We start from the raw sequence: 21,692 nt of genomic DNA, 5'->3' as shown, positions 1-21,692 counted from the left end.
AAATCCTGCCCCCGCAACCACCGCTATAGAACTCGACACGCCGCCCTCACGGGCGGCGTTGTCGTTTATGGCGTACGCCACCACCTCCGCTGCAGGACCCTCCGGTGCATCCGGATAGATCGTCACGCTCTCGATAAGCCGCGACATGATCGATGCGGCATGTCCGCGAACCGCAGGATCTTCCAGCGTGCTGCGCAGGTCGGCGATCCGCGCCTGAAACTGGGCTTGCAGAGCGGATGGCGTTGGAAGCGTGCGATGCGAGACCACGCCTTTGTCGACGATAGCGTTTCGCGAGATGAGACGGGCCTTCTCCGTCTCCCGTTCGTCGATCATCTGACGCAGGGCAGGGCTGGCGATACCCGCCAGCAGATTTTCATACAGATTGCCAAGTTCGCGCTCGAGTTGCTGTAGCCGGATCCTGGCCGTGTCAGCCTCGTGGCTGTCGATCCGCGCAAGTCGCGTGGCTTCGCGCTCATATTCCGCAAAGAACAGGCGGACACCGTCTGCGCCAAGCGCGCGCACGGCGTCTCGTGCTTCGCGGCGACCGACGATCTCGTGGGTGGCGCCCTGGTTTGGATACACGCCCTCGAAGGGAGCGGGCATGAAGTTTCGCACCACGCCGGGACGGAAGGCATCGTCGATGGCGTCATAGTGGACGTAGAAGCCGAAGTGCTTGTCGGTATGTTGCCGGTGAAGGTCGATGGCGATCGCGTGCAGCGCGACGCCAACCGCATCGTTCGAGATCTTGCTCTCGGCGATCTGGCGCACCGCGCGAGCTTGATCGGCTATGTCCTGCCGACGGTGCCACATGGCTCTCATGTCGTTAGCGATCGACAAGGCCAGGAACTTGATGTCCTCCGGCATGGCGGCGGCGAAGCAGGCCGCACCGGTGCTGTTGACCTCTCGTTGCAATACCACGCCGCCAGCGTCGTGAAAGGGCGGGAACGCGAGCAGATTTACGGGACCGTAATCCGAGATGTTGCTGGGTGAGGGCAGGCCGATGCATTGCCACGGCCGACCTTGAACCCATTTGCCGATGAATTCACGTAGCAACTCGAGGTTACGGCCATAGGCGTCGTGCCGGACGATCTCGATCGGAGACAGGCCCGGCTTGCCCGTCTGGATCACCCAGACTTCCTCTCCGATCTCGACCGAACCCGGTTCGTACGGCCGAACTACGGTGCCGAGCGGGAGGGTGAACGGCCTATCGTCTCCCTCGATGGCGAATAACAGAAGGGCGCCAAGCTCCTTGATTGCGTCTTCGTCCAGAGTGTCGATTGTATCGACGCCATCCTCACTCCCGCTGCATCGTAGATCAACCATGATCGCGGATGCTAAGACAGTGGCGAGCAATGTTCCGTTCTCCAGTTCAACCGAGCGCAAGGCAGCATCGAACTTATCGACCAGCGTGGCTTCAAGCAGGTCAGTTGCGAACGTCTTCATTCTAAATACTCCTTTTTTTCCTTTCTCTGGCTTTCGCCAATCTTCTCCAGAATCGATCGATTGCAGGTCGACCTTGAGGAGGGAAAAAAGAGGAGAAGGGGCGACGCTCGCTCGGGACGCTGTCAGGGCTGATGAGCGGCCTGATGGCCGCGACATGCTCTATGGCTGGTCGGTGGGTGCATCGGTCTGGCCGACATAGAAATGTCGGCTGTTGCGCTTGATGAGGATGCCGCGCTCCTCAAGTTTCTGGAAGTGCCAGGCGATGCTGCCGGCACGCGCGCCGGTCTTGCCGCCGCCTGAGGCGCTGCCGACTAGCGACCGCGCGGGCAGGGGCTGCTCGGCATGCATGGCCTTGAGCGTCTTCATGACGCGGTCGGCCGCGACGCGCTGACCATCGGCAAGGTCAGGATAGGTCACGCCCATGACCTGCATCACGAGGGCGGTGCCCGGGGTGTAGTCCTGCTCGACACGTCGGGATCGGTCAGCGCGGGACGGCGCAGTGCGAGAGGTCTTCGGCTTGGCTCCGGACTTCGGCTTGGCCTGAGACTGCGGCGGCGTCGGTTCGCCAGCACCAGTGCCCTCGTCATCGGTGGGGGCAGGGAGGCTCACCTCGCGGAATGCCCCCTGAGCGTCGCGGATGAGGTAGCGTGGTTCGCGGCAGACCCCGAGCAAGTTGGCCTTGGCGGCATAGATGACGAGGAAGTCCTTGCGCTCGATATCGGGGAAGAGGTCGCGAAGTTCCTCCGCCTCGTAGTAGGGCCCTCCCTTCTCGCGCCACTCCTGGATCAGGCGCACCTCGACCGCCATGCGCGGTGCCGTCGTCCACATGGCAACGAAGCGCAGCCGGGATGCGGCGCTGCCCCACGGATCCTTGCGGGGGACGAAAGCGGCCTTCGGGACATGGCCGATGATCGTGAAGAAGATGCCGAGCGCTTCGCATAGGCGGCCGAGGTAGAAAAAGAAGTTGGTGGTGGCCTCGCCCTCCATGCCGTCGAACCCGGCCATGCTGGTAGCGGAGTCCATGACCACGCCGACGATCCGGTCCTCAGGATCGTCGTGCCGCGCGTTCCACTCGGTGATGTAGCGGCGAACCTCGGCCATGACCTCGGAGGGACGCCAGACGCGGTCTTCGCCGAAGCGCAGCAGGCTGGCGTTGGGGTGCCGATTATCGGCGCCTGCTGGGCGAGCGGTTGGAGCCTGCTGCACCCAATGCCACGCTGGTCGGCCATGTGCAGCGCGGCCTGACGGATCCAGGCGAGCAACCCGTCCAGGTGGATGACAGCCTTTGTGTCCTGTCCGTTCGCGACAGCTTGACGGAGGCGGAAGCGGCCCTGGCCATCATCCAGCGCTGGCTGCGCGAAATTCCGGGGCTGACCATGGGTGAAATCGGCATCATCGTGCCACAGGGCGGATCCCATGCCGCGCATCTGGCACAAATTGCGCCAGCGTGCGGCCTAGTGCTGTCCGGCGTGCCGGCAGTTGCGGGGGCGCGCAACTTGGGAGCGGAGCTGTTGCTGCTGTTCCTGCGCGCGCTGCGTCCGCCGGTGCCCGCGATGGTGCTGGCCTCGCTCCATGCCAATCCGCTGGCAAATTTCGGCGGCGCTAGCGCGGCGCTGGCGCGGCGGATCGTGGCGGGGGAGGGCGATCCCTATCGGGGCATCGAGCTTGATCGGGCCGGACTGGCAATGCGCGCCTTGCTAGCGCTGCCGCCGCCAACAACCAACGGCGAACTCGCCGAACGGCTGCACCTGCTGATGAAGCGCGTAAGCGGGGGCGATAGCTTGCGCGATGAACGGGCGGAGGCCCGCGGCTGGATCGCGCGCCTGCTGCGCGAGGTGCCGGCGGATAAGGCACCGCCCGCATGGGAGCGGCTGATCGGGCTGGTTGCGCCCTATGGCAATGGCGACGGTGGGCGCGGGCCCGTGTTCTGCGGCGGCATCGCCGTGCTGCATGACGGGGAGGCGCCGCGCCGGGCCTTTCGTCGGGTGCTGGTGCTGGGCTGCAATGATGGCTGCTACCCCCGCGCAGGCGGCGGCAACCCGCTGTTGCTGGACAGCGAGGTGGCGCTAATTGCCGAAGCGATCGGGCTGCGCCTGCCCTCGCGCGGACAGGTGCTGGAGAGGGGGCTGGCCCTATTCCGGCGGTAGCTGTGCGCGGCAAGCGAGCGGATCGTGCTGCTGTGTTCGGAGCGGGACGGGGTGGGTAAGCCGCTGGCCCCTGCTGCGGGGCTGGCGCTGGTGGCGCGGCTGGTTGCGGGCGTGGGCAAGGTTGAAGAGCTGATTGCGCCGCTGGCCGACGGCGGCGCGGCGTGGGACGCGCTGGTCGATTGGCGCCTCCGGCCTGAGTTCAAGTCCGCCAAGCGAGTCCAGCCGCCAGTTCATTATGAATTCGGCCGTGACTTGTTGAGGATTCGCCGGGATGGGGAAGGACAGGTGCGTCCGCAAAGCCCGAGCCGGCTGGAGACGCTGCTGGTCAGCCCGCTGGCCTGGCTGCTGGAGGAACTAAGCACGAAGCCTGTGGACTGGCAGCCGGAGGCGCTGGACGTGATGGGCCGCGGAACGCTGGCGCATGGCGTGTTCGAGGACCTGTTCCCCGCCGGCTACCCCGTGCCCACGGCGGAGGCGGCGGCGGCGCGCGTGCCCATGCTGCTGGCGCTGAGGATCGCAGGCGAGATGCCATGGCTGGCGGCGCCCGAATGGGAAGTGGAGCGCGGCGCCCTGCAGGCCGACATCGCCACCGCGGCGCGCCACTGGGCCAGAGTGCTGGCGGATTTGGGCGCGCAGGTGACCTTCGAATGCGCCACCATCAGGCGTGCGTCGGGATCGGTGAGCGAGATCTGCCCTTCGCCGCTTTCCTGCAACTGCTCGAGCAGCGCCGCGCTCGCCTGACGCTGTTCATGCAGTCGGGCGATCTTGGTTGCCAGCGCCTCGCCGCGACCGGTGCCGGCACCATCCTCGCCGCGGTCGATCTGGTCCAGCTCCGCCAGATACCGCTCCAGTCACGCGCCGGTCGAGGCGAGATACGTCGCCAGTCGTTCACGGCTGAAGTTGCGCGCCCGACTATTCACCGCCTTCAGCCGGGTGCCGTCCACTGCCAGCAACTCACGTCCGAACAGGTCGAGCTTGCGGCACAGCAGGACGAAGGCGCGGAACACCGCCTTGAACGCGGCCCGGTTATCGCGACGAAACTCGGCGATGGTCCGAAAGCCCGGCCGCACCCCGCGCAGCAGCCAGATCAATTCGAGATTGCGGGTCGCCTCCGCCGCCAGGCGCCGGCTAGAGCGCACGCGGTTCAGATAGCCGTACAGGTACAGCTTGAGCATGTCGGCCGGATCGTAACCGGGCCGTCCCGTCGCCTTCGGCTGCGTCCTCTGGAAACCGGCAGCGCCCAGATCGAGGTCCTCGACGAATGCATCGATGAACCGCACCGGATTGTCTGCCGCCACATAGTCTTCGACCGACGCTGGCAGCAGCAGCGCCTGATCCCGAGCATGCCCCTCGATGTACGCCATGCCAGAAGATTACACTGCCGAAATGCGCACGGGAATCCTGATCTACGTTTTCGGACGGTCTCTATCGAGAAATGGGAGTCATTGCTTGGCGGTGACAGGTTCGATCAAATCCAATCGGTTGCCATAAAAGGTCTCGAAGACGGCCACGATGCCATACTGTTCGTGGAAAGGCTTCCGGACGAATCGGATGCCCCGCTGGGTATAGGCAAGGTGGTCGCGGGCGAAATCATCAGTTTCAAGGAACAAGAACACCCGACCGCCACTCTGATCGCCGACCGCTCTACGTTGCCTGTCACCGACAGCCCGCGCCAGTAGCAGTCCTCTCGCCGCGCCATGTGGTGCGACCACCACCCACCGCTTTCCATCTGTCGGCGCTGTGTCCTCGCGCAACTCGAAGCCGAATTTTCCGACGAAAAAGTCGATGGCAGTGTCATATTCGTCAACAAGGAGGGCGGTCAGATTTAGACGCTACGGCATCCGGTGAAGCCGCAATAGGTGTTTGATCCCACGGTTTGATGGAGCGATCCTTTCGCCGGAATGGAAGGAAGCCGTATGGGCCAGGTACGTCATGGCTGCGCCACGACCACGTACGCCGTCCGAGCCGCAATACGGCGATCGCAAGCTTCGCTCGCGACGCTAAGCCGGGAGTTGGGGATCAACCCGAAGACGGTCGCGAAGTAGCGTAAGCGGGCGACGGTCGAGGACCTGAAGACCGGACCGAGGCCCCTCATTCGACAACCTTATCCGAGGCCGAAGAGGCGATGGTTGTGGCGTTTCGACGTCACACCCTGCTGCCGCTGGCCTGCCTCCGCGTAGGCGGGGGACTGCCTCTACGCTCTGCAGCCCTCGCTCCCGCATCTGACGCGCTCAGCGCTGCATCGTTGCCTCCAGCGGCACGGCATCTCCCGCCTGCCGGACGTCGAAGGGGACAAGCCGAAGCGCTAGCGCTTCAAGCGTTATACCATCGGCTTCTTCCACATCGATATCGTCAAGGTACAGACCGCCGAAGGCAAGCTGTACCTGTTCGTCGGCATAGACCGCACGAGCAAGTTCGCGGTCACCCAGTTGGTCGATAAGGCTGACAGGCGGACGGCATATGAGTTCCTCGAACACCTGCTGAAAGCCGTGCCGTATCGCATCCACACGATCCTGACCGACAATGGCATCCAGTTCGCCGAGCAGCCCCGCAACCGCAACACCGCATGGTCCCGCCAAATGAGCTTCGACATGATCTGCGAGGCAAACGACATCGAGCACCGGCTCACCAAACCGAACCATCCGTGGACCAACGGACAGAGCCTGCCCCGGCGAAAGCCGGGGTCGAGAGGATGAACCGCACCATCAAGGAGGCGACCGTCAAACGCTTCCACTACGAGAGCCACGACCAGCTCCGGACCCACCTCGCCGACTTCATGGCCGCCTACAACTTTGCCCGCCGGCTCAAGACGCTCAGCGGGCTCACCCCCTACGAATACATCGCCACGATCTGGCCGTCAGAGCCAGACCGGTTCATCGTCGACCCTATCCACCAGATGCTGGGACTGAACACCTAGGTCGGGCGGATAGACGGGTGAACCATCCCGAGTGGATCAGGTTCGCGGGGTAGAGGATCATCCAGTCGGGCCTGGCGGCAATGGCGTCGATCAACTCGAAGGCCGCATCGGCTCGACGGGTTGGGGGCCATTTGCGGCTTTTCATATGACGGCGTGGATCGCTTTGCTACGGGCGGTAGAAAATAAGGCAGTTTTCCTCGCTATGGCCAGACGTTCCAAATACGATCCGTATGACCATCTTCCGGCAGAAGATGAGGTCGAGGCCGCGCCGATGCCGTGCTGGCTCTGTGGTCGCCCGATGGGGAAGACCATTGTCTGGCATCATCCCGTGCCCAAAAGCCGGGGTGGCCGGGACGTCGTGCCGATGCATCCGATCTGCCAGCAGACCTTGACCGTGAACTTCAGCAATTCCGAATTGCAGCGGCATGGCATGAACGTGGCTGGGCTGTTGGATCACCCGAACGTGCGGAAATTCGTGGATTGGGTCGCCAAGAAGGATCCGGACTTCACCGCGACGATTACCAAAAAGCAGCGCTGACGCCCTTCATTCGGTTGCCATCACCGAACGGGGCAGGGGCACGCCCGCAGCGTCTAGGGCTTCTGTTTTCGGAGTCCGGCGGGCCATATGGCAATAATCGGCGTATACTGAACGGCATAGCGCTCCTCGACCGGCGATGGAGGTCGTCGCGAGGAGCGTCCCGAGAATTTCGGGTATGAAATGCCTTGCACGGCAGGCCTAAATGTCCGACATAAAGAGAAGGGAATAAAGGCGGCGAGGCGACCTATTCGTCATCGCCGCTACCGGGAGAGACGGAATGAATGGCGGATCGCATCCCCTTGGCCGCTTGGTATGCGCCTTGGCCGGCATGGCACTGGTCGGAGCCGCACCGGTGGCCGATCCACTCGCGGACGCCATCGCGAAAGCGTTGCGCTCCGATCCCGCATTCGCCGCCCCGCTACGGGGAAACGTCACGCTGCCCGACAATGCCTCGGCCCTTTCAGAACTTCCGAATTCCCGGAGTATTGACAAGGCGCGGATTACGTGGCGATCCTCCGACCCCGCGACGATTTCGGACGCCGATATGGGACGCGGTCATGACGTTATACGCAAGGGGCGCGTCACGCGTGGCCCTCGCGATCGCCGCATTCGCCTGACCGCAACCGTCGTGTTACCCGATCACCGGCCGGTGTCCGTCCCGATCGACGTCACCGTTGAGGCCGCACCCGCCGCTGTCCCCGCGCCATCGGCCTATATGTTCGTCTATTTCACCGGAAATAGCATCGACGGCGAAAAGCTGCGTTTTGCCGTTTCGGACGGGAATAATGCCCTGCAATGGAAGACCCTGAACGATGCTCAGCCTGTCCTCGAGTCGCACGAGGGTACGCGCGGCCTGCGCGATCCGTTCATCATGCGCTCTGCCGAAGGGGACCGCTTCTTCCTGCTTGCGACCGATCTTTCGACCGGGCGCACGGGGTGGCGTGATTCGACCAGTCAGGGCAGCCGCTATCTCGAAGTCTGGGAATCGACCGACCTGATCCACTGGGGCAAGCAACGGCACGTCCTCGTCAATCTGCCCGACGCGGGCATGACCTGGGCCCCGGAGGCCACCTATGACCCGACCATCGGCGCCTATGTCGTCTACTGGACCTCCACCCTTTACAAGGATGCGGCGCATAAGGTTGAGGATGGCAACGGTCCGCAGATATTGCGTTCGGTCACACGCGACTTCCGCCACTTCACCACGCCCGAGCCATGGTTTCGAGCTGCCGATGTCCCCGGTGCCGTAAGGGCGAAAGGGATGATCGACGCCACGGTCCTGCGGGACGGCGATCGCTATTACCGTTTCACCAAGATCAGCGATGCGGCAGGTTGCCCGTCCAGCGACATATTGGCGCAGACCTCTTCCTCGCTTCGGGCAGATGGTGCGTCGGGTGCTTGGAAGATCATCGACCGCTGCATCGGTCGCCGCGCCGGTACGCCCGAAGTGGAAGGGCCAACCGCGTTTCGCGCCAATCCCGGCGATACCAGCGGGTTTCGATATTTCCTCTGGGTCGATAATTATGGCGGTGTCGGCTATATTCCGCTCGCGACCCAGTCGCTCGACGGTAAGATCGCGTGGACTTATCCCCGCCAGTTCCACTTGCCCGAGTCCCCGCGACACGGCACGGTGCTTCCCATCACTGCGGCCGAGCGCGATGCTCTGGTCGCGCATTGGGGCCGCGCCGGGTCCGATCTTGCGACCGTCGCGGATCGCTGGATCGTCGCCCCGGTCCTGGCATCGGGAACACGCCTGCCGGTGCCGGTGGGGCATGTCGCCGCATGGCGCGCCGATGGTCGCGACCTGCGCGACGGCATGCTGACCAACACAACGGCGGACACCCGTAATGTCAACCTCGAGGGCACGCTGACGCGACCCGATGGCACGACCCTGACCAAGCAATTCAATGTGAAGCTGCTCGGCAAGTCCGCCCGCCAGCTGGAAGCCTATGCGCGGATGCCGACCACGTCGCAGGATGCGAACCAGCCGACTATTGCGCGAAGTGTCCATCTGGCCATGTCGGGGGCCGATGGCACGATGGCTGCGCTGAACGACGACTATGGCGTGATGTTCGCCCGTGGGGACTATACCGGTGTCGACCGCGTCGCGCTTCGCGGGGTGTCGAATCCCTCGCTGTTCCATTTCTCCGACGGCGCCATCGGCGTCATCGCCACGCGCGTGGACATGGACGGCAAACGGGACCCGCCCCGGTCCGCTATCGTCATCTTCCGCGGCGATCCCAAATCGGCGGAGTTCGTCGAGCTCGGCACGCTGGACCTGGGGTCGAATGACGGCATCGACCATCCGCGTGCCATGTGGGATAGCGCCGCCCAGCACTATATCGTTTCATGGATCGACCGTTCGGGCCAGCCGCGGTGGACGACCGTGGCGGACCTGGCGCGTCAGGAATGGCAGCCAACGGCCTATTACCCGGAGACAGGCGGGCGTCGCGCCCGGATCGCCTCAAAGGGCAATGTGGGCGACGTCCGCATCGGCGATCTTGCGACGACCGCCAGCGACACGCTGCCCGTCGACGACATCACCGCAGCCGCGCTGAACAATCGCTTCGGCCGCATCGTCAATACGACGGCGACCGTCACGCCCCAAACGATCCGACGGGGCAGAGCGGATAACCTTGCCATCGTGCCGGTGAAACTGGGCTATTCGGACGGCTCCACCGCAACGCGTTCGGTGGACTGGGACGCCGCCGATCTCGCGCAGTTGACCAGGCCGGGCCGGTATCGCGTCCATGGCACCGTCCGCCAGCGCCGCTATCCGACGATATTCGCCTATGAACGCGCCGATCCCAACATCTATCGGTGGGAGCATAAGGGCCGGGTCCACTATCTGTTCGTGGCCACCGACGATACGAACAACGACAATGTCGGCTCGCCCCATCTGCCGCTCCGCGTCGCCGACAGGATCGCGGACCTTGCCGACGACAATGGCGGCCGCGCACGGGAGGTGGACCTGCTCAATCGGCGCACCCGCCGCGATCGGACGATGGAAGGCCGAATGATCGCGGGATGCTATTGGGCACCTGAAATCCATGAAATCGGCGGACGGCTATCGATCCTGTTCGCACCCTGCTTCCATCCGACCGACCCGCAATCGAATGAGGGCGGAGCATGGTCGACGGTGGAGGCGCACATCATGCAGCTTCGCGATGGCGGGGATCCTGCCAATCCCGCCGACTGGTCGAAACCGGCCGCGATCCTCAAGGCGGACGGTACCCTGCTCGGGCGGCCGGACATGCCCGCCAATATCAGCCTCGACATGTCCTATTTCGAGGTGCGGGGCCAAGGCTACTACACCTGGTCCCAGCGATACCTGCCGACATCCGGGGCGCTCGGCGATCCATTGACGTGGATCGCCAAGGTCGATCCCGCCCGGCCGACGCGGCTGGCCGGTCCACCGTTGCCCATCATCGCGCCGGAAACGTCGGTCGAGGAAAACCTCGCCGAAGGGGCCTTTGCGCTGATCCGGGGCAATCGCGTAGCGCTTGTCTATTCCAGTTCGGGGGTCAGCCCGACCTATGTCGTCAACGGCGCATCCGCCTCACTGGACAGCGACCTGACCCGCATCGACGGGTGGCGCAAATGGTCGGCCCCGCTTCAGAAGAGCGTAGCCATGCCGAAGGGCGAGGAGGACTATCGGCGTTACGAACAGGGGCCGGGCCATGGCTCGTTCACCACGGACGAGGATGGCAATGATCTCTATGTCTATCACAGCTGGGGTAACGGGGTCGGCAAGGACGGACGGGACACACGGCTGCGTCGTGTTCACTGGGCCGCCGACGGTCGTCCGTTGCTCGAGATGAGCGATGACGACGAAGTCGCGCCCGCCAACCGTCGCGTGACGATGGAAGTCACTGTTGCAGCGCCATAACGGCGTTCTCAGGTCGAGCCCAGCTTTATCCCTTCGATGATTGAACGGACATCTGCGGTAATCCGTCCGAGTGAGTAGTTACGGACGCGGGCCCTCGCCATCGGGCAATGTCAGGCGCAGGATCGTTCCCGCCGAAGGGCCATTTTCGACGCTCAGTTCGGCCCCCATTTGCTTGGCCAGGCTTCGCACGAGTTTCAGGCCGAGGCTGTTCGACCCCTGAAGGTCGAAATCCGGCGGCAGGCCAGCACCATCGTCGATCACGCAAAGCGCGATAATGTCGTCCTGACGGGTGAGGGTGACGACCAACTGCCCGAACTCGCGATGCGCAAAGCCGTGCTCCATCGCGTTGGCAATGCCCTCGGCCATGATGAGCGCAAGCGGGATCGCCGCATCCGGTGAAAGTTGCAGTCCGGGGACCGCCTCGATCCGGTGGATGATGCCGGGTTTCGTATCGGCGGCGAACAGGTCCGCCATCAGGTCGCGCAGGAAGATGTCCAGCGGCACCTGCTCGCCCGTCGTCGCATAGAGCTGCCGCTGGATGCGCCCGATCAGCTGAAGCTTCGTAGATGCGTCGGCCAGGACCATGCGCGCGATCGGATCGACGACCTGACGCTGCTGCAACGACAACATGGCGCCGACCATCTGGATGTTGTTCGAGACCCGGTGCTGCAATTCACTGAAGAGCAACTCGGTGCGCTCGGCCAGCTGTTGCTGTTCCGCCGCCAGCCGCGACGACCGCTGGTTGGCGCGCTGCATGGCGTCAACCAGAATGATGTCGACCGCGACGACCCCGGCATAGAAACCCAGGGCGACGAGCGTGCGCGGCTCGAAATCGAAGCTGTTGGCGGGCGGTATGAAGAAATACCAGGCAAGCAGGCCGCAGACGATGGCCGACAGCGTTCCCGGGCCACGCCCGAACAGGAAGGACGAGATGATGACGGCCGGGAAGAACGTCAGATAGGGAAATCCCGGCGGAAAAGCCGCATCCAGGGTCCAGCGTATCCACCAGGCGATGGCCGAAAGCAGCAACGCCACGCCATAGGCCAGCGCCCTGCGCTCGCCCAGCAGCGGCAGTTGCTCGAATATCCGGCGCTTCGCGTCCATATGCCGTCCACGTCCTCCTGTGCGAGCTTCTCCTGCGCGATCACGCCATCAGTTGCAAACCCAGGTTAATACGGCGTCGCGATCGACGGCCTCCATCGACGACCGCGTATCCGCCGTGGCGCGCGGACCGCGTCCGAATTCAGGCGGCGTATTTGGACGCGTGGCCATACTCCATCCGGTATGGCGGGGCGGCCATGGAAGCGTGCTGCGCGGCCGCGTCGACGTTGAAGCGCATCACCGAGGCCATCAGCGTCCCGCATTCCTGCGCCAGCAGGCTGGCGGCCGCCGTCGACTCCTCGACCATCGCGGCATTCTGTTGCGTGACCGAATCGATCTCGCCGATCGCGATATTGACCTGGCCCAGGCTGTGAGCCTGCTGTTCGGAGGAGCGGGCGATGACGTCGACCACGGTGCTGACGTCCGACACCTTGCCGATGATCCGTTGCAGGGCATTGCCGGTCTCGTCGACCAGCACCACGCCCGAGCGGACATGCTCGATCGCCGACAGGATGCGCGCCTTGACGTCGGATGCCGCATCCGCCGAACGCTGCGCCAGCGCACGGACTTCGGAGGCGACGACGGCAAAGCCCTTGCCCGCGTCACCGGCCCGCGCCGCTTCGACACCTGCGTTGAGGGCGAGCAGGTTGGTCTGGAAGGCGATGCCGTCGATGACGGTTATGATATCTACGATCTCGCGGCTGGCCTGGTCGATGCCGTTCATCGCGGTGATCGATTTGGCGACGATCTGCCCGCCCTTTTCGGCTTCGTCGCGAGCCTCGGTCACGGCGCGGTTCGCCTGGCTGGCGCTGGCGGCGCCTTCGCGGACCCCCTGCGTGATCTCCCCGACCGCAGCGGCGGTTTCGCGCAGGCTGGCGGCCTGCTGCTCGCTGCGCGCCGACAGATTGTCGGTGGCCTGGCGGATTTCCTCGATATTCGAGCGGATGGACCCGGCACTGCCGCGAACGTCGCTGGTCAGGCCCGAAAGATTCTGGACGGCGCGATTGAAGTCGGCGGCCAGCTGATGGAAGGCGGTCGGCAGGTCCGTCAGGCGCACGGTCAGGTCCGCTTCGGACAAGCGATGCAGCCCGGAACCGATTTCCTGCAAGGCCAGTTCACGCTCGCGGTCGTCGCTGACCTTCGCCGTGGCCGCGTCGCGGAAGACGACGACGGCGCGGGCCATGTCGCCCAGTTCGTCGCCGCGCTCGCTGCCGGGCACGTCCACGTCATTACGGCCGCGCGCCAGCTCGGCCATCAGGCGGGTGAGGGTGGTGATCGGCCGTGCGATGCTGCGGCTGAGCAGCATCTGAAGCGTGATGACGACGCCGATCAGCATCACGCCGCCCAGAACCAGGGCGATGATGGCGGTGTCGATGGCTTTTTCCTGAGATGCGGCGTTGCTGGCGATCGCCGCCGTTTCCTGGTCGCGAATGGCCCGCAGGGGCAAGACGATGTCGCTGGTCAGTACGGCCTTGCCGGCATCGCGAACGGCCTGTTGCGCTTCGTCGCGCCGCCCGTCCTTGACCCAATCGGTCAGACGGTCACTCCATGTCCGCCGCCACTTGGCTTTCTCGGCGTTGGACTTGGCAAGCAGCGCCACCTCGCCGGAGTCGTTCAGCATCGCGTTCAGTTCGCGGCTGGTGGTGTCATATTCCTTGCGAGCTTCTTCGTAGGATTTGAGATAGCTCTTGTCCGCCGTGACGAGGAAACCGCGCAACTGGCTGTTCTCTCGCAGGATCGAGGTCTCCAGCGTCAGCGCCTTCGCATAGACCTCGCGGGCATGGTTGTTCCGCGCCGTTGCGTTCTTGATTTCCCAGATGTTCACAAAGAACACGATCGTCATGACGGCGGCCGAAAGGCTGACGATCAGGAACGATACACCCAGTTTCTTGGGGATGTTCATGTTCGTGAGCATTATGCGGTTCTCTCAACAGGTCGGACGAAGGACGATAAGCACGAATTGATTGAGTTATCGTTATCAAGGGCAGCCAGGCGCGGCTGATTTCGCAGGGCGTCAATGGACGATGCAAGGACGCGGAGACGATCAATCGCGGTCATGGATTCGGCTTTGCGAAGTGCCGCCAAATACACTGGCGCAGTCATCGTCGCGCAATGTCCTATCCCCCTTGTCCTAAATGAAACGGTCGTTTCGTCGGACAATTGGTAGGACCGCAAAGTTAAGGATAGGTGAAACGTGTAACCGCTACCGTGACAAATAGTTGTCAGTTCGCCAGCCAGTGGATCCACGCACCATAGGGATGACAATGGGCCAGCACGCGGTCGCGGCCCGCGGGCCAGGACCGCAGTCGAAGCTCGACCCGCTCGCGTGACTGGTCCCATTCGAAACCGATCGAGGCGAAGGGCCGCGTCATGGTTGCCGACGCCCCGGCCTCGTGCAGGGTCGTCTCCAGCTTGGCTCGGTCCTCGACGCTGAGATATTGCAGGACCATCGAATGCAGGACGACGCGGTGGCGTCCGTCCGGCGCAGGGGCGGCGAGCTGTGTCGCCAGCCAGGATGCGGCATCACCGGTATCGAGCCGGGGCGGATGCTGCCGCGCGATCGCCAGCGCCCGGTCCAGGCGTTCGGCTCGCTCGGGCTGGTCGGCGAAGATGAAAGACGCCAGTCGCTCGCAGGCCGCCGGATCGTTGACGTCGAGCGGGTGGAGATCGACGCCCCGCGCCTCATGGACGGTTACGGCGGCATTGGGGGGCGGGGGGCCGCGCCAATTAGGCGCGATCCGCACCATCGAGTCGGCTGCGCCCGTCCGGACGCCGCCCAGATCATAGGCATAGCGAGACAGGTTGAGATTCAGTCCGGCACTCGCCCCGATTTCAAACAGGTCGAAATCATGGCCATGGTCCTGCGCCAGGACCATCAGGGCGGCATACAGGGCTGCCGCGCGGCCGATCTCGTTGGTCTGCGGCACCCGCAGCAACCAGTCGACCAGGAATTCGTCATGGGCTGTCAATGCCAGGGCGACGGCCTCGTCGAAGCGGTCATGCTCCCCGGCATAGAGCGCGGCCAGTTGCGGCTCGACACCGCGCCTTGCCAGTGCGTGCAGGGCGGCATTGATCCGCATCGCGATCGCGGAGGAGGCGGCGGTGCTGCCCCAGGACCGGATCAGCGCGGCGCTGAGCGGTGCCTTGTCGAGCTGCCGGTCCACCGCGGCCAGCAGGTCGGCGACGAAGGGCGTGCCGATCGCCCGCATCACCAGCGACTGTCGGTACAGTTCACTGGCCTGGGCGGTCGGATGGTCCGAACCCGGATACATGGTCTTGGAACGCTCCGGCTGCATCGGTCGCCTATGACGCCGCGATAGGTAGGATGGCAATACGCGCCGGGACGACAGGGAAGTCGGTCCCGGCGCGCATCACCCAGTCAGGCCGGATCAGAAGTTGAAGTTCGCACCGGCGCTGAAGTTACGACCGACCAGACCGGCATAATGCCAGCTGCTCAGATAGTTGGGATTGCTGGTATAGGCCGCCGCCGCCAGCGGAGCGCGGGCGTTGGTCAGGTTCTGGATGTTGAAGAAGAAGCGGAAGTCGTCATTCACCCGCACGCCGATGTTCAGATCGGTGTAGATGAACGGGCGAACGAAGCACTGGTTATTCACATCGCTGCCCGCGATGATCGGCACCAGCGTGTTCTTGCACGACAGGTCGATCACGCCGTTGGTCGGCTGGATACGATCGGCCGCCACCTGCTTGATCCGACCCACATAGTAGGTCGTGCTGGTCAGCGAGAAATTGCCGACCTCGATCGTGTTCTGCCAGTTGCCGCGGATGCGCGGCGTACCGCCACCCGACGACAGCTCGTACGGCCCCAGCGTACCCGCATATTTCTGCACCACGCCGCCCGGGGTGACGAGATCGAGGCGAAGGACGCGGGTGACGTCGACGCGGCTGATCAGCTTCACGCCATTGTCGAACTGGAAGTTCGCATTGGCCTGCATGTCGATGCCCGAGCTGACCATATAGTTGGCGTTGACGTAGGGCACGTCGAACACCAGCAGGCGGGGCAGGGCGTTCGGGTTGACGGGATCGGGCGCGTCGATGACGTTGCACTTGTAGCCAGGGCCCACCTTGGCCAGCGCGGCGCAGCCGTCGGTCGCATTGGTCTGGCCGTAATAGGCGTTGATCGCCTCGGCACGCAGCGGTCCGCTGACAATCAGGTTCGACTTGCGGATGTTGTAGTAATCGACCGTGACGTTCAGCCAGCGCGCCGGATTGACGATCGTGCCAACGGTGAAGCTGCGCGACACCTCGGGCAGAATGTCCGGGTTGCCCTGTGCCCCGCTGCCGATGTTGTACGAGGTCGTGTAGGCCGGATTGCCCTGGTGCGCCGCGATGAAGCTGGCGGGCGGGTTGAACGACGAGAAGCCGGAATAGCTGCTGGCCGGGTTGTATTCGGCAAAGGTCGGCGCGCGGAAGCCCTGCGAGTAGGTGGCGCGCAGCGAGAATTCGCGGACCGGCGTGAACTTGGCACCGACCTTCGGCGAGAAGTGGCTATACCCTTGCGAATAGTGATCGTAGCGGCCGGAGACGTTCAGGTCGAACGAGCGGGCGAACGGCGCGTCGATTTCGAAGAACCCGGCGGTCACGGTCTGACGGCCTTGGGCCGACGAGGTGTTCAGGGCATAATAGGACAGGTCCGCATTCTGGTTGCGGTTCATCAGCGTCTCGCGACGAACCTGGAAACCGCCGCCGACATTCAGGTCACCGCCCGGCAGTTCCATCAGCGATTTCAGCAGCGAGCCGCCGATCGTCGCCACCGTCGAATAGGACGGGGTGGTCCGCTCGGGCGAGATCTGGTCGCGTACGGCCTGCGTGTTCTGCTCCGGGTTGACGAAGTTGTAAGCGCCGGTGTTGACCGCGTTCAGCAGGCCCTGGATGTTGATGAAGCCGCGCTGCGTGACCGCGAAATTGTCGCGGGCATAGACGCCGTTCAGACGGAACTTGAAGCCATCGCCCAAGTCACCCGAGATGCCATAGGTCGCACGGAACACGTCGACATAACGATGGCTGCCGGCCGGGATGTCGCCGAACAAGTAATAGATGCGCGCGGCGTTCTGCGTTGGGTCGGCACCCGCCACGGCATAGGGGTTGTTCGGGTTCAGGCGACGGTCGGCGGCGGTGGCGCAGTTCACGCCCGCCGAGCAGACATACATCGGTAGGACGATGCCCGGGCTGCTGGACGCCAGTGCGGCGGAACCGCCGAACGGCTGGGTCTGACGAATGCCCGACGGCGCACCGCGGATATCGACTTCGGAATGCGAATAGCTGCCGCTGGCGAACGCTTCCCAGCCCTCGGCGATACGGACGTTCAGACGTGCCGTGGTCGAATAACGCTCTTGGCGCGGCTGGATGATCGAATATTCGGCGGGCAGGTTGTGCTTGCATCCTGTGCCCTGCGCCGCGCCCGAGGTCACGGTGAACGTGCCGAAGGGGCAGGCATTCGGGTTCAGGAGGGTATACTGGTTGGTCAACGGCGAACCGACCTGACCCGCCAGCGGATTGTTGAGGTCAGTCTGGCGGACGCGGGTGACGACGGCCTGCGGGTTGGCCGCCAGCAGCGAGTCGTCGTTGCGGTTGCGGTCCTGCAGGCCGCTGGGGCTTAGGTCCAACGTGTTGAACGGATAGCCGCGAGAGTTGTTGGTGATGAACCCGTCATAGGTGTATTCACCATTGACGTAGAAGTTGAACCCCTGCTCGCGATAATCACCGAACCCGGCGGTCAGCGTCGCGCGATAGTGCGCGCCATCGGCCTTTTCGGTGGTGCCCCCCTGGACCGAACCCGAGATACCCTGGACATTCTTCTTGCTGATCAGATTGACCACGCCGCCGATCGCGTCCGCGCCATAGGTCGACGAAGCGCCGTCCTTCAGCACCTCGATGCGCTCGATGGTGCTGAACGGGATCGAGTTCAGGTCGACATAGGCGTTGTGGCCGTCGTCGTTCAACGGGAAGTTCGCCGAGCGCAGGCCATCGATCAGCACGACGGTCGACGAAACGCCCAGGCCACGCAGCGATACCGCCGCGCCACCGGCCGAGAAACCGTTCTTGAAACCGGTCGAGATCGAACCTGCGCTGTCGGCTGAGACCGAACGGATGGCATCCTGAGCGGTGGTGATGTTCGCCCTCAGCATCACATTCGAGTTCACCACGGTCACGGGCGAGATCGAGCTGGCGTTGGAATCGCGGAACAGCGTGCCGGTGACGACGACGGTCGCGCCTTCGGCCGTGGCGGGTGCGGGGGCGGCCCGCTTGATCTGAACGTCCTGCTCGGCGGTGGCGGGCGCGGCGGCTGCGGCCGCGCTCTGGTCGGTGGCATCGGCGGTCTGAGCCGGTGCTGCCTCCTGCGCAAAGGCCGGGGTCGCGATCGCGGTCAGCAACGCCGCCGTCGAAATCCCAAGGCGCAGTTTACCAAATGCGGAATTCATCGAAGTCACTTAGCAATTCCCCCTTTGACGCAGCAGCGACTGTCGTCGCCGGTGTTCCACTCGCCATGATCCGGCGCTGCGATGGCTGACGTCTATCACCGGCAAAGTTACCGGGCCGTTAAAGGTAAGCGTGCTTGTGACGATTTTGGCCACAACTTCTATCTTGGTGAACTGCGCAGGAAGGTCTTTGGGAAGACTTGGTCAGGAATTCTGGCATTTGTGGCTGGAGTTCGACCCGCCGCGTTTGTTTTTGCCAGATTGGGGCGAGGCCGGCCGAGGATCGACCCGGACCTCCGCCGTCACGACCTTGGAACTCCCGGAATAATTCATGTCGTTAAATCAAGTTTTAAGGTTCAGATGCGACCAGAATGAGCACTCAGTACTGAAGAGAGACGATGCTCAAGAGCCTGTTCCGGGAAAGGCGACGTACCAGCGCCGTACATGCGTTGAACATTCTGGACTCGTCGCCTGAACCCGGCTTCGACCGTTTCGTCGAGCGGGCCGCGACATCCTTCGACGCCCCGATCGCGCTCCTGTCCCTGATCCATGGCAATCAGCAATGGTTCAAGGCGACCCGTGGCATCGAGATCGTCTGCAATCCACGCCATCGCAGCTTCTGCACCTTCGCGCTCGACAATCCCGACGTGCTGGAGATTTGCGACCCGTGCAGCGATCCGCGCGTGGCCGAGCTGCCGGCCGTCAACGCCGCACCGTTCGTCCACTACTATATTGGCGTGCCGCTGCGTGTCGCCGGGGGTATCGATGTCGGCGCGCTGTGCGTCTTCGACACGCGCCGACGCAGCCCTGCTTCGGCGGATCAGAAAGCCTATCTCATGGCACTGGCCCGGCAAGCGTCGGTTGCCCTGGAAAGCCGGGCGGACCTGCTCCGGATGGAGGGAGCCGCGTGATCGACGTGGTCCTGTGCCTGACACAACAGCATGACCTCCGCTTCGTCGCGCTGGCGCTGCTGATCTGTGTCACGGGGTCGCTCGCAACCGTCCAGTTGTTCAGCCGGGTCCGGGCCTCGCGGGGCTATCGCCGCTATGGCTGGATCATATTGGGCGCGGTCGGGGCGGGCACCATGGTCTGGGCTACCCACTTCGTCGCCATGATGGCGTATCGAACGACCGCGCCCGTCATCCTCGATCCGATCCTGACGCTGATCTCGCTGCTGGCGGTGATTGGCATCGCCGCGCCGGGACTGGCCTTAGCCGCTGGGCGGCGGCGCTGGTCGGGGGCGGTCGGCGGGGCCGTGATCGGCACGGGCATTTCGGTCATGCACTATGTCGGCATGGCGGCGTACAGGGTCGACGGCATCGTCACCTGGAACACGCCCTATGTCGTCGCCTCGATCCTGTTGTCGAGCAGCCTGTCCGCCATCGCCTTTCACGTGCTGGCCGGGCAAGGGTGCTGGCGGAACAAGACGGCGGTGGCATGGCTGAGCCTTGCCGTCGCGGCGCTCCACTTCACCGGCATGACGGCGATGAAGATCACCGTCCTGAAGCTCGGCCAGGGCCTGTCGGGCATGACCATGGCGACGCTGGCGACCACGACGACGGTCGCCACGCTCATCATCGTCGGATGTGCGGCGATCAGCGCCCTGATCGACGGTCATACCCAATCGGAAACCTATCGCCGCCTGCGTCACATGGCCCTGCACGACAGCCTGACCGACCTGCCCAACCGCATCAGCTTCATCGAGGATCTGGAGGCCCGTTTCGGCATCCGGGGCGGCTATCAGCGTATGGCGGTCGTCATGATGGACCTGTCACGCTTCAAGGTGGTCAACGATACCTATGGCCATCAGGCGGGCGACCAATTGCTGGCGGCGCTCGCGGCCCGCTTTTCGTCCATCCTGCGGCCCGGCGAACGCATCGCCCGGCTGGGCGGCGACGAGTTTTCGGCCGTCGTTTCCTATGACGATCCGGCCGAACTCGACGATTTCCTGGACCGATTGACCACCGCATCCGAGGCGCCGTTCCTGTTCGACCGCTTTACGGCGTCGATCGGCGCCAATATCGGGGTCGCCCTGGCCATACGGGACGGTTCCGATGCCGACGCGCTGCTCGCCAAGGCGGATTTGGCTATGTACCGGGCCAAGTCGGCGCATTCCAAGGAGCCTTGCTTCTACGACGCGCATATGGACGATGCGGTGCGCGAGCGGCGGGAACTGATCGCCGATCTCCGCCATGCGCTCGAGGCCGACGCGTTCGAACTTCATTATCAGGTGCAGTCGGCCATCCCATCGGGCGAAATCTGCGGCTATGAGGCGCTGATCCGCTGGAACCACCCGGTCCGGGGCATGATCCCGCCCGGCCGGTTCATCCCGCTTGCCGAAAAGAGCGGCGACATCGTGCCGTTGAGCAATTGGGTGCTGCGACGCGCTTGTTTCGAGGCAGCCGGATGGCCCGATCCGCAGCCCGTCTCGGTCAATCTGTCACCGAAGCATCTTGCCGAAAAGCAATTGGTCGAAACGGTGCGCTCGGCCCTTGCGGACAGTGGTCTGTCACCCGAGCGACTGACGCTGGAGCTGACCGAGAGCGCGATCATTCACGACAAGCATTTTGCGCTCGAACAGCTGAAGGTCCTGAAGGGGATGGGCATCGCCATCGCGCTCGACGATTTCGGGGTCGGCTATTCCTCGCTGGAGGTGCTGCGCTCCTTCCCGTTCGACCGGATCAAGCTCGATGCGTCCTTCGTCTCCGAGATCGAGCATGACGAGCAGGCGGTGTCGATCCTGCGATCCGTGGCGGCCTTGGGTGCGACGCTCAACATGCCGGTGCTGGCCGAGGGAGTGGAGGAGCCCGCGCAATTGGCCATCGTGACCCGGGAGGGCTGCGCCGCGGTCCAGGGGTATCTGATCGGCAGGCCCTCGCGCCTGCTGGCCGATCCCGACCATGTGCGACGGGTGGCGAGCCTGCGGCCCCGGATCGTCGAGGCCGAAGCCGTCGCCTGATCGCACCACGCTGGCGAGGCAGGGATCAACCCGTGCCCATGCCTCGCACGGAAGATTAACAGATGCAGTAATGTTCGTCGGGATACTGTGCGCCGTCGGCATCAGTCGGATAGAAATGAAGTATTGATGACGATCATTTCACCCGCCAAAAACAATATAAGTGTCGAGATATCACTGTTATTTGAACCATTATTGCCTCGGCTGTATCCGACTGTGTTTTTCCGGTTACATCCATCCGAATAGAGCAACATGAAATTTCCG

At 63.9% G+C, this 21,692-nt stretch carries 14 protein-coding genes and 1 pseudogene; 7 read left to right on the top strand and 8 right to left on the bottom strand.

From position 1 onward, the window contains the following. Together NS355_RS14375 and NS355_RS14370 are read right to left on the bottom strand one after the other, a co-directional pair. The coding region (locus NS355_RS14375; protein WP_153008234.1) for a hypothetical protein at window positions 1-1,443 on the bottom strand (1,443 nt) is incomplete at its 3' end. 159 nt (window positions 1,444-1,602) lie between these two features. Continuing rightward, window positions 1,603-2,649 (bottom strand): hypothetical protein, encoded by a 1,047-nt coding sequence (locus NS355_RS14370; RefSeq protein WP_153008233.1) that lies wholly within the window; start codon window positions 2,647-2,649, stop codon window positions 1,603-1,605. Between NS355_RS14370 and NS355_RS14365 the strand changes: the two genes are divergently transcribed. Both NS355_RS14365 and NS355_RS19085 read left to right on the top strand, forming a co-directional pair. Beyond that, window positions 2,634-3,590 carry a hypothetical protein gene (locus tag NS355_RS14365; protein ID WP_058746326.1) on the top strand — a complete coding sequence of 319 codons (957 nt, stop codon included), beginning with the start codon at window positions 2,634-2,636 and terminating at the stop codon, window positions 3,588-3,590. The genes NS355_RS14370 and NS355_RS14365 overlap by 16 nt on opposite strands. A gap of 24 nt (window positions 3,591-3,614) precedes the next feature. After that, window positions 3,615-4,331 (top strand): PD-(D/E)XK nuclease family protein, encoded by a 717-nt coding sequence (locus NS355_RS19085; RefSeq protein ID WP_167345466.1) that lies wholly within the window; start codon window positions 3,615-3,617, stop codon window positions 4,329-4,331. Between the two features lie 110 nt (window positions 4,332-4,441). On the opposite strand, the gene NS355_RS14360 is transcribed toward NS355_RS19085, so the two are convergent. Together NS355_RS14360 and NS355_RS14355 are read right to left on the bottom strand one after the other, a co-directional pair. Further along, window positions 4,442-4,954 (bottom strand): transposase, encoded by a 513-nt coding sequence (locus NS355_RS14360; RefSeq protein WP_209445106.1) that lies wholly within the window; start codon window positions 4,952-4,954, stop codon window positions 4,442-4,444. Between the two features lie 78 nt (window positions 4,955-5,032). Beyond that, window positions 5,033-5,413, bottom strand: a complete 381-nt coding sequence (locus NS355_RS14355) for a VOC family protein (protein ID WP_084787987.1) — start codon at window positions 5,411-5,413, stop codon at window positions 5,033-5,035. A gap of 93 nt (window positions 5,414-5,506) precedes the next feature. Between NS355_RS14355 and NS355_RS14350 the strand changes: the two are divergent. From NS355_RS14350 to NS355_RS14340, 3 genes and pseudogenes are all read left to right on the top strand, one after another. After that, window positions 5,507-6,507, top strand: a pseudogene (locus NS355_RS14350) (IS481 family transposase). Window positions 6,508-6,709: 202 nt separating this feature from the next. Beyond that, window positions 6,710-7,045, top strand: coding sequence for a hypothetical protein (locus NS355_RS14345; RefSeq protein WP_058746325.1), 336 nt, complete (start codon window positions 6,710-6,712; stop codon window positions 7,043-7,045). A 328-nt stretch (window positions 7,046-7,373) separates the two neighbouring features. After that, window positions 7,374-10,934 carry a family 43 glycosylhydrolase gene (locus tag NS355_RS14340; RefSeq protein ID WP_209445105.1) on the top strand — a complete coding sequence of 1,187 codons (3,561 nt, stop codon included), beginning with the start codon at window positions 7,374-7,376 and terminating at the stop codon, window positions 10,932-10,934. A 78-nt stretch (window positions 10,935-11,012) separates the two neighbouring features. Here the strand turns inward: NS355_RS14340 and NS355_RS14335 are convergent, their stop codons facing one another. The 4 genes from NS355_RS14335 to NS355_RS14320 form a co-directional block, all read right to left on the bottom strand. Then, window positions 11,013-12,038: a sensor histidine kinase gene (locus NS355_RS14335; protein WP_058746324.1), complete on the bottom strand. Its 1,026-nt coding sequence runs from the start codon at window positions 12,036-12,038 to the stop codon at window positions 11,013-11,015. A 139-nt stretch (window positions 12,039-12,177) separates the two neighbouring features. Then, a complete protein-coding gene (locus tag NS355_RS14330) occupies window positions 12,178-13,950 on the bottom strand; it encodes a HAMP domain-containing methyl-accepting chemotaxis protein (protein WP_244489692.1) in 1,773 nt (590 codons plus the stop codon). 307 nt (window positions 13,951-14,257) lie between these two features. Continuing rightward, entirely contained in the window at window positions 14,258-15,331 is a 1,074-nt protein-coding gene (locus NS355_RS14325; RefSeq protein ID WP_084787983.1) for a DUF2332 domain-containing protein, read from the bottom strand. Between the two features lie 93 nt (window positions 15,332-15,424). Then, on the bottom strand, window positions 15,425-18,475 hold the full coding sequence (locus NS355_RS14320) for a TonB-dependent receptor domain-containing protein (protein WP_058746323.1): 3,051 nt from the start codon (window positions 18,473-18,475) through the stop codon (window positions 15,425-15,427). A 395-nt stretch (window positions 18,476-18,870) separates the two neighbouring features. On the opposite strand from NS355_RS14320, the gene NS355_RS14315 reads away from it, so the two are divergent. Both NS355_RS14315 and NS355_RS14310 read left to right on the top strand, forming a co-directional pair. Further along, window positions 18,871-19,383, top strand: a complete 513-nt coding sequence (locus NS355_RS14315; RefSeq protein ID WP_058746322.1) for a GAF domain-containing protein — start codon at window positions 18,871-18,873, stop codon at window positions 19,381-19,383. Next, window positions 19,380-21,431: a putative bifunctional diguanylate cyclase/phosphodiesterase gene (locus NS355_RS14310; RefSeq protein WP_058746321.1), complete on the top strand. Its 2,052-nt coding sequence runs from the start codon at window positions 19,380-19,382 to the stop codon at window positions 21,429-21,431. Before NS355_RS14315 ends, NS355_RS14310 begins: the two co-directional genes overlap by 4 nt. Window positions 21,432-21,692: the final 261 nt, after the last annotated feature.

The organism is Sphingomonas yabuuchiae (assembly GCF_001477495.1).
GTDB lineage: Bacteria > Pseudomonadota > Alphaproteobacteria > Sphingomonadales > Sphingomonadaceae > Sphingomonas > Sphingomonas yabuuchiae_A.
The sequence above is the reverse complement of the archived record's forward strand: the minus strand, read 5'-3'. Positions and strand labels throughout refer to the sequence as shown.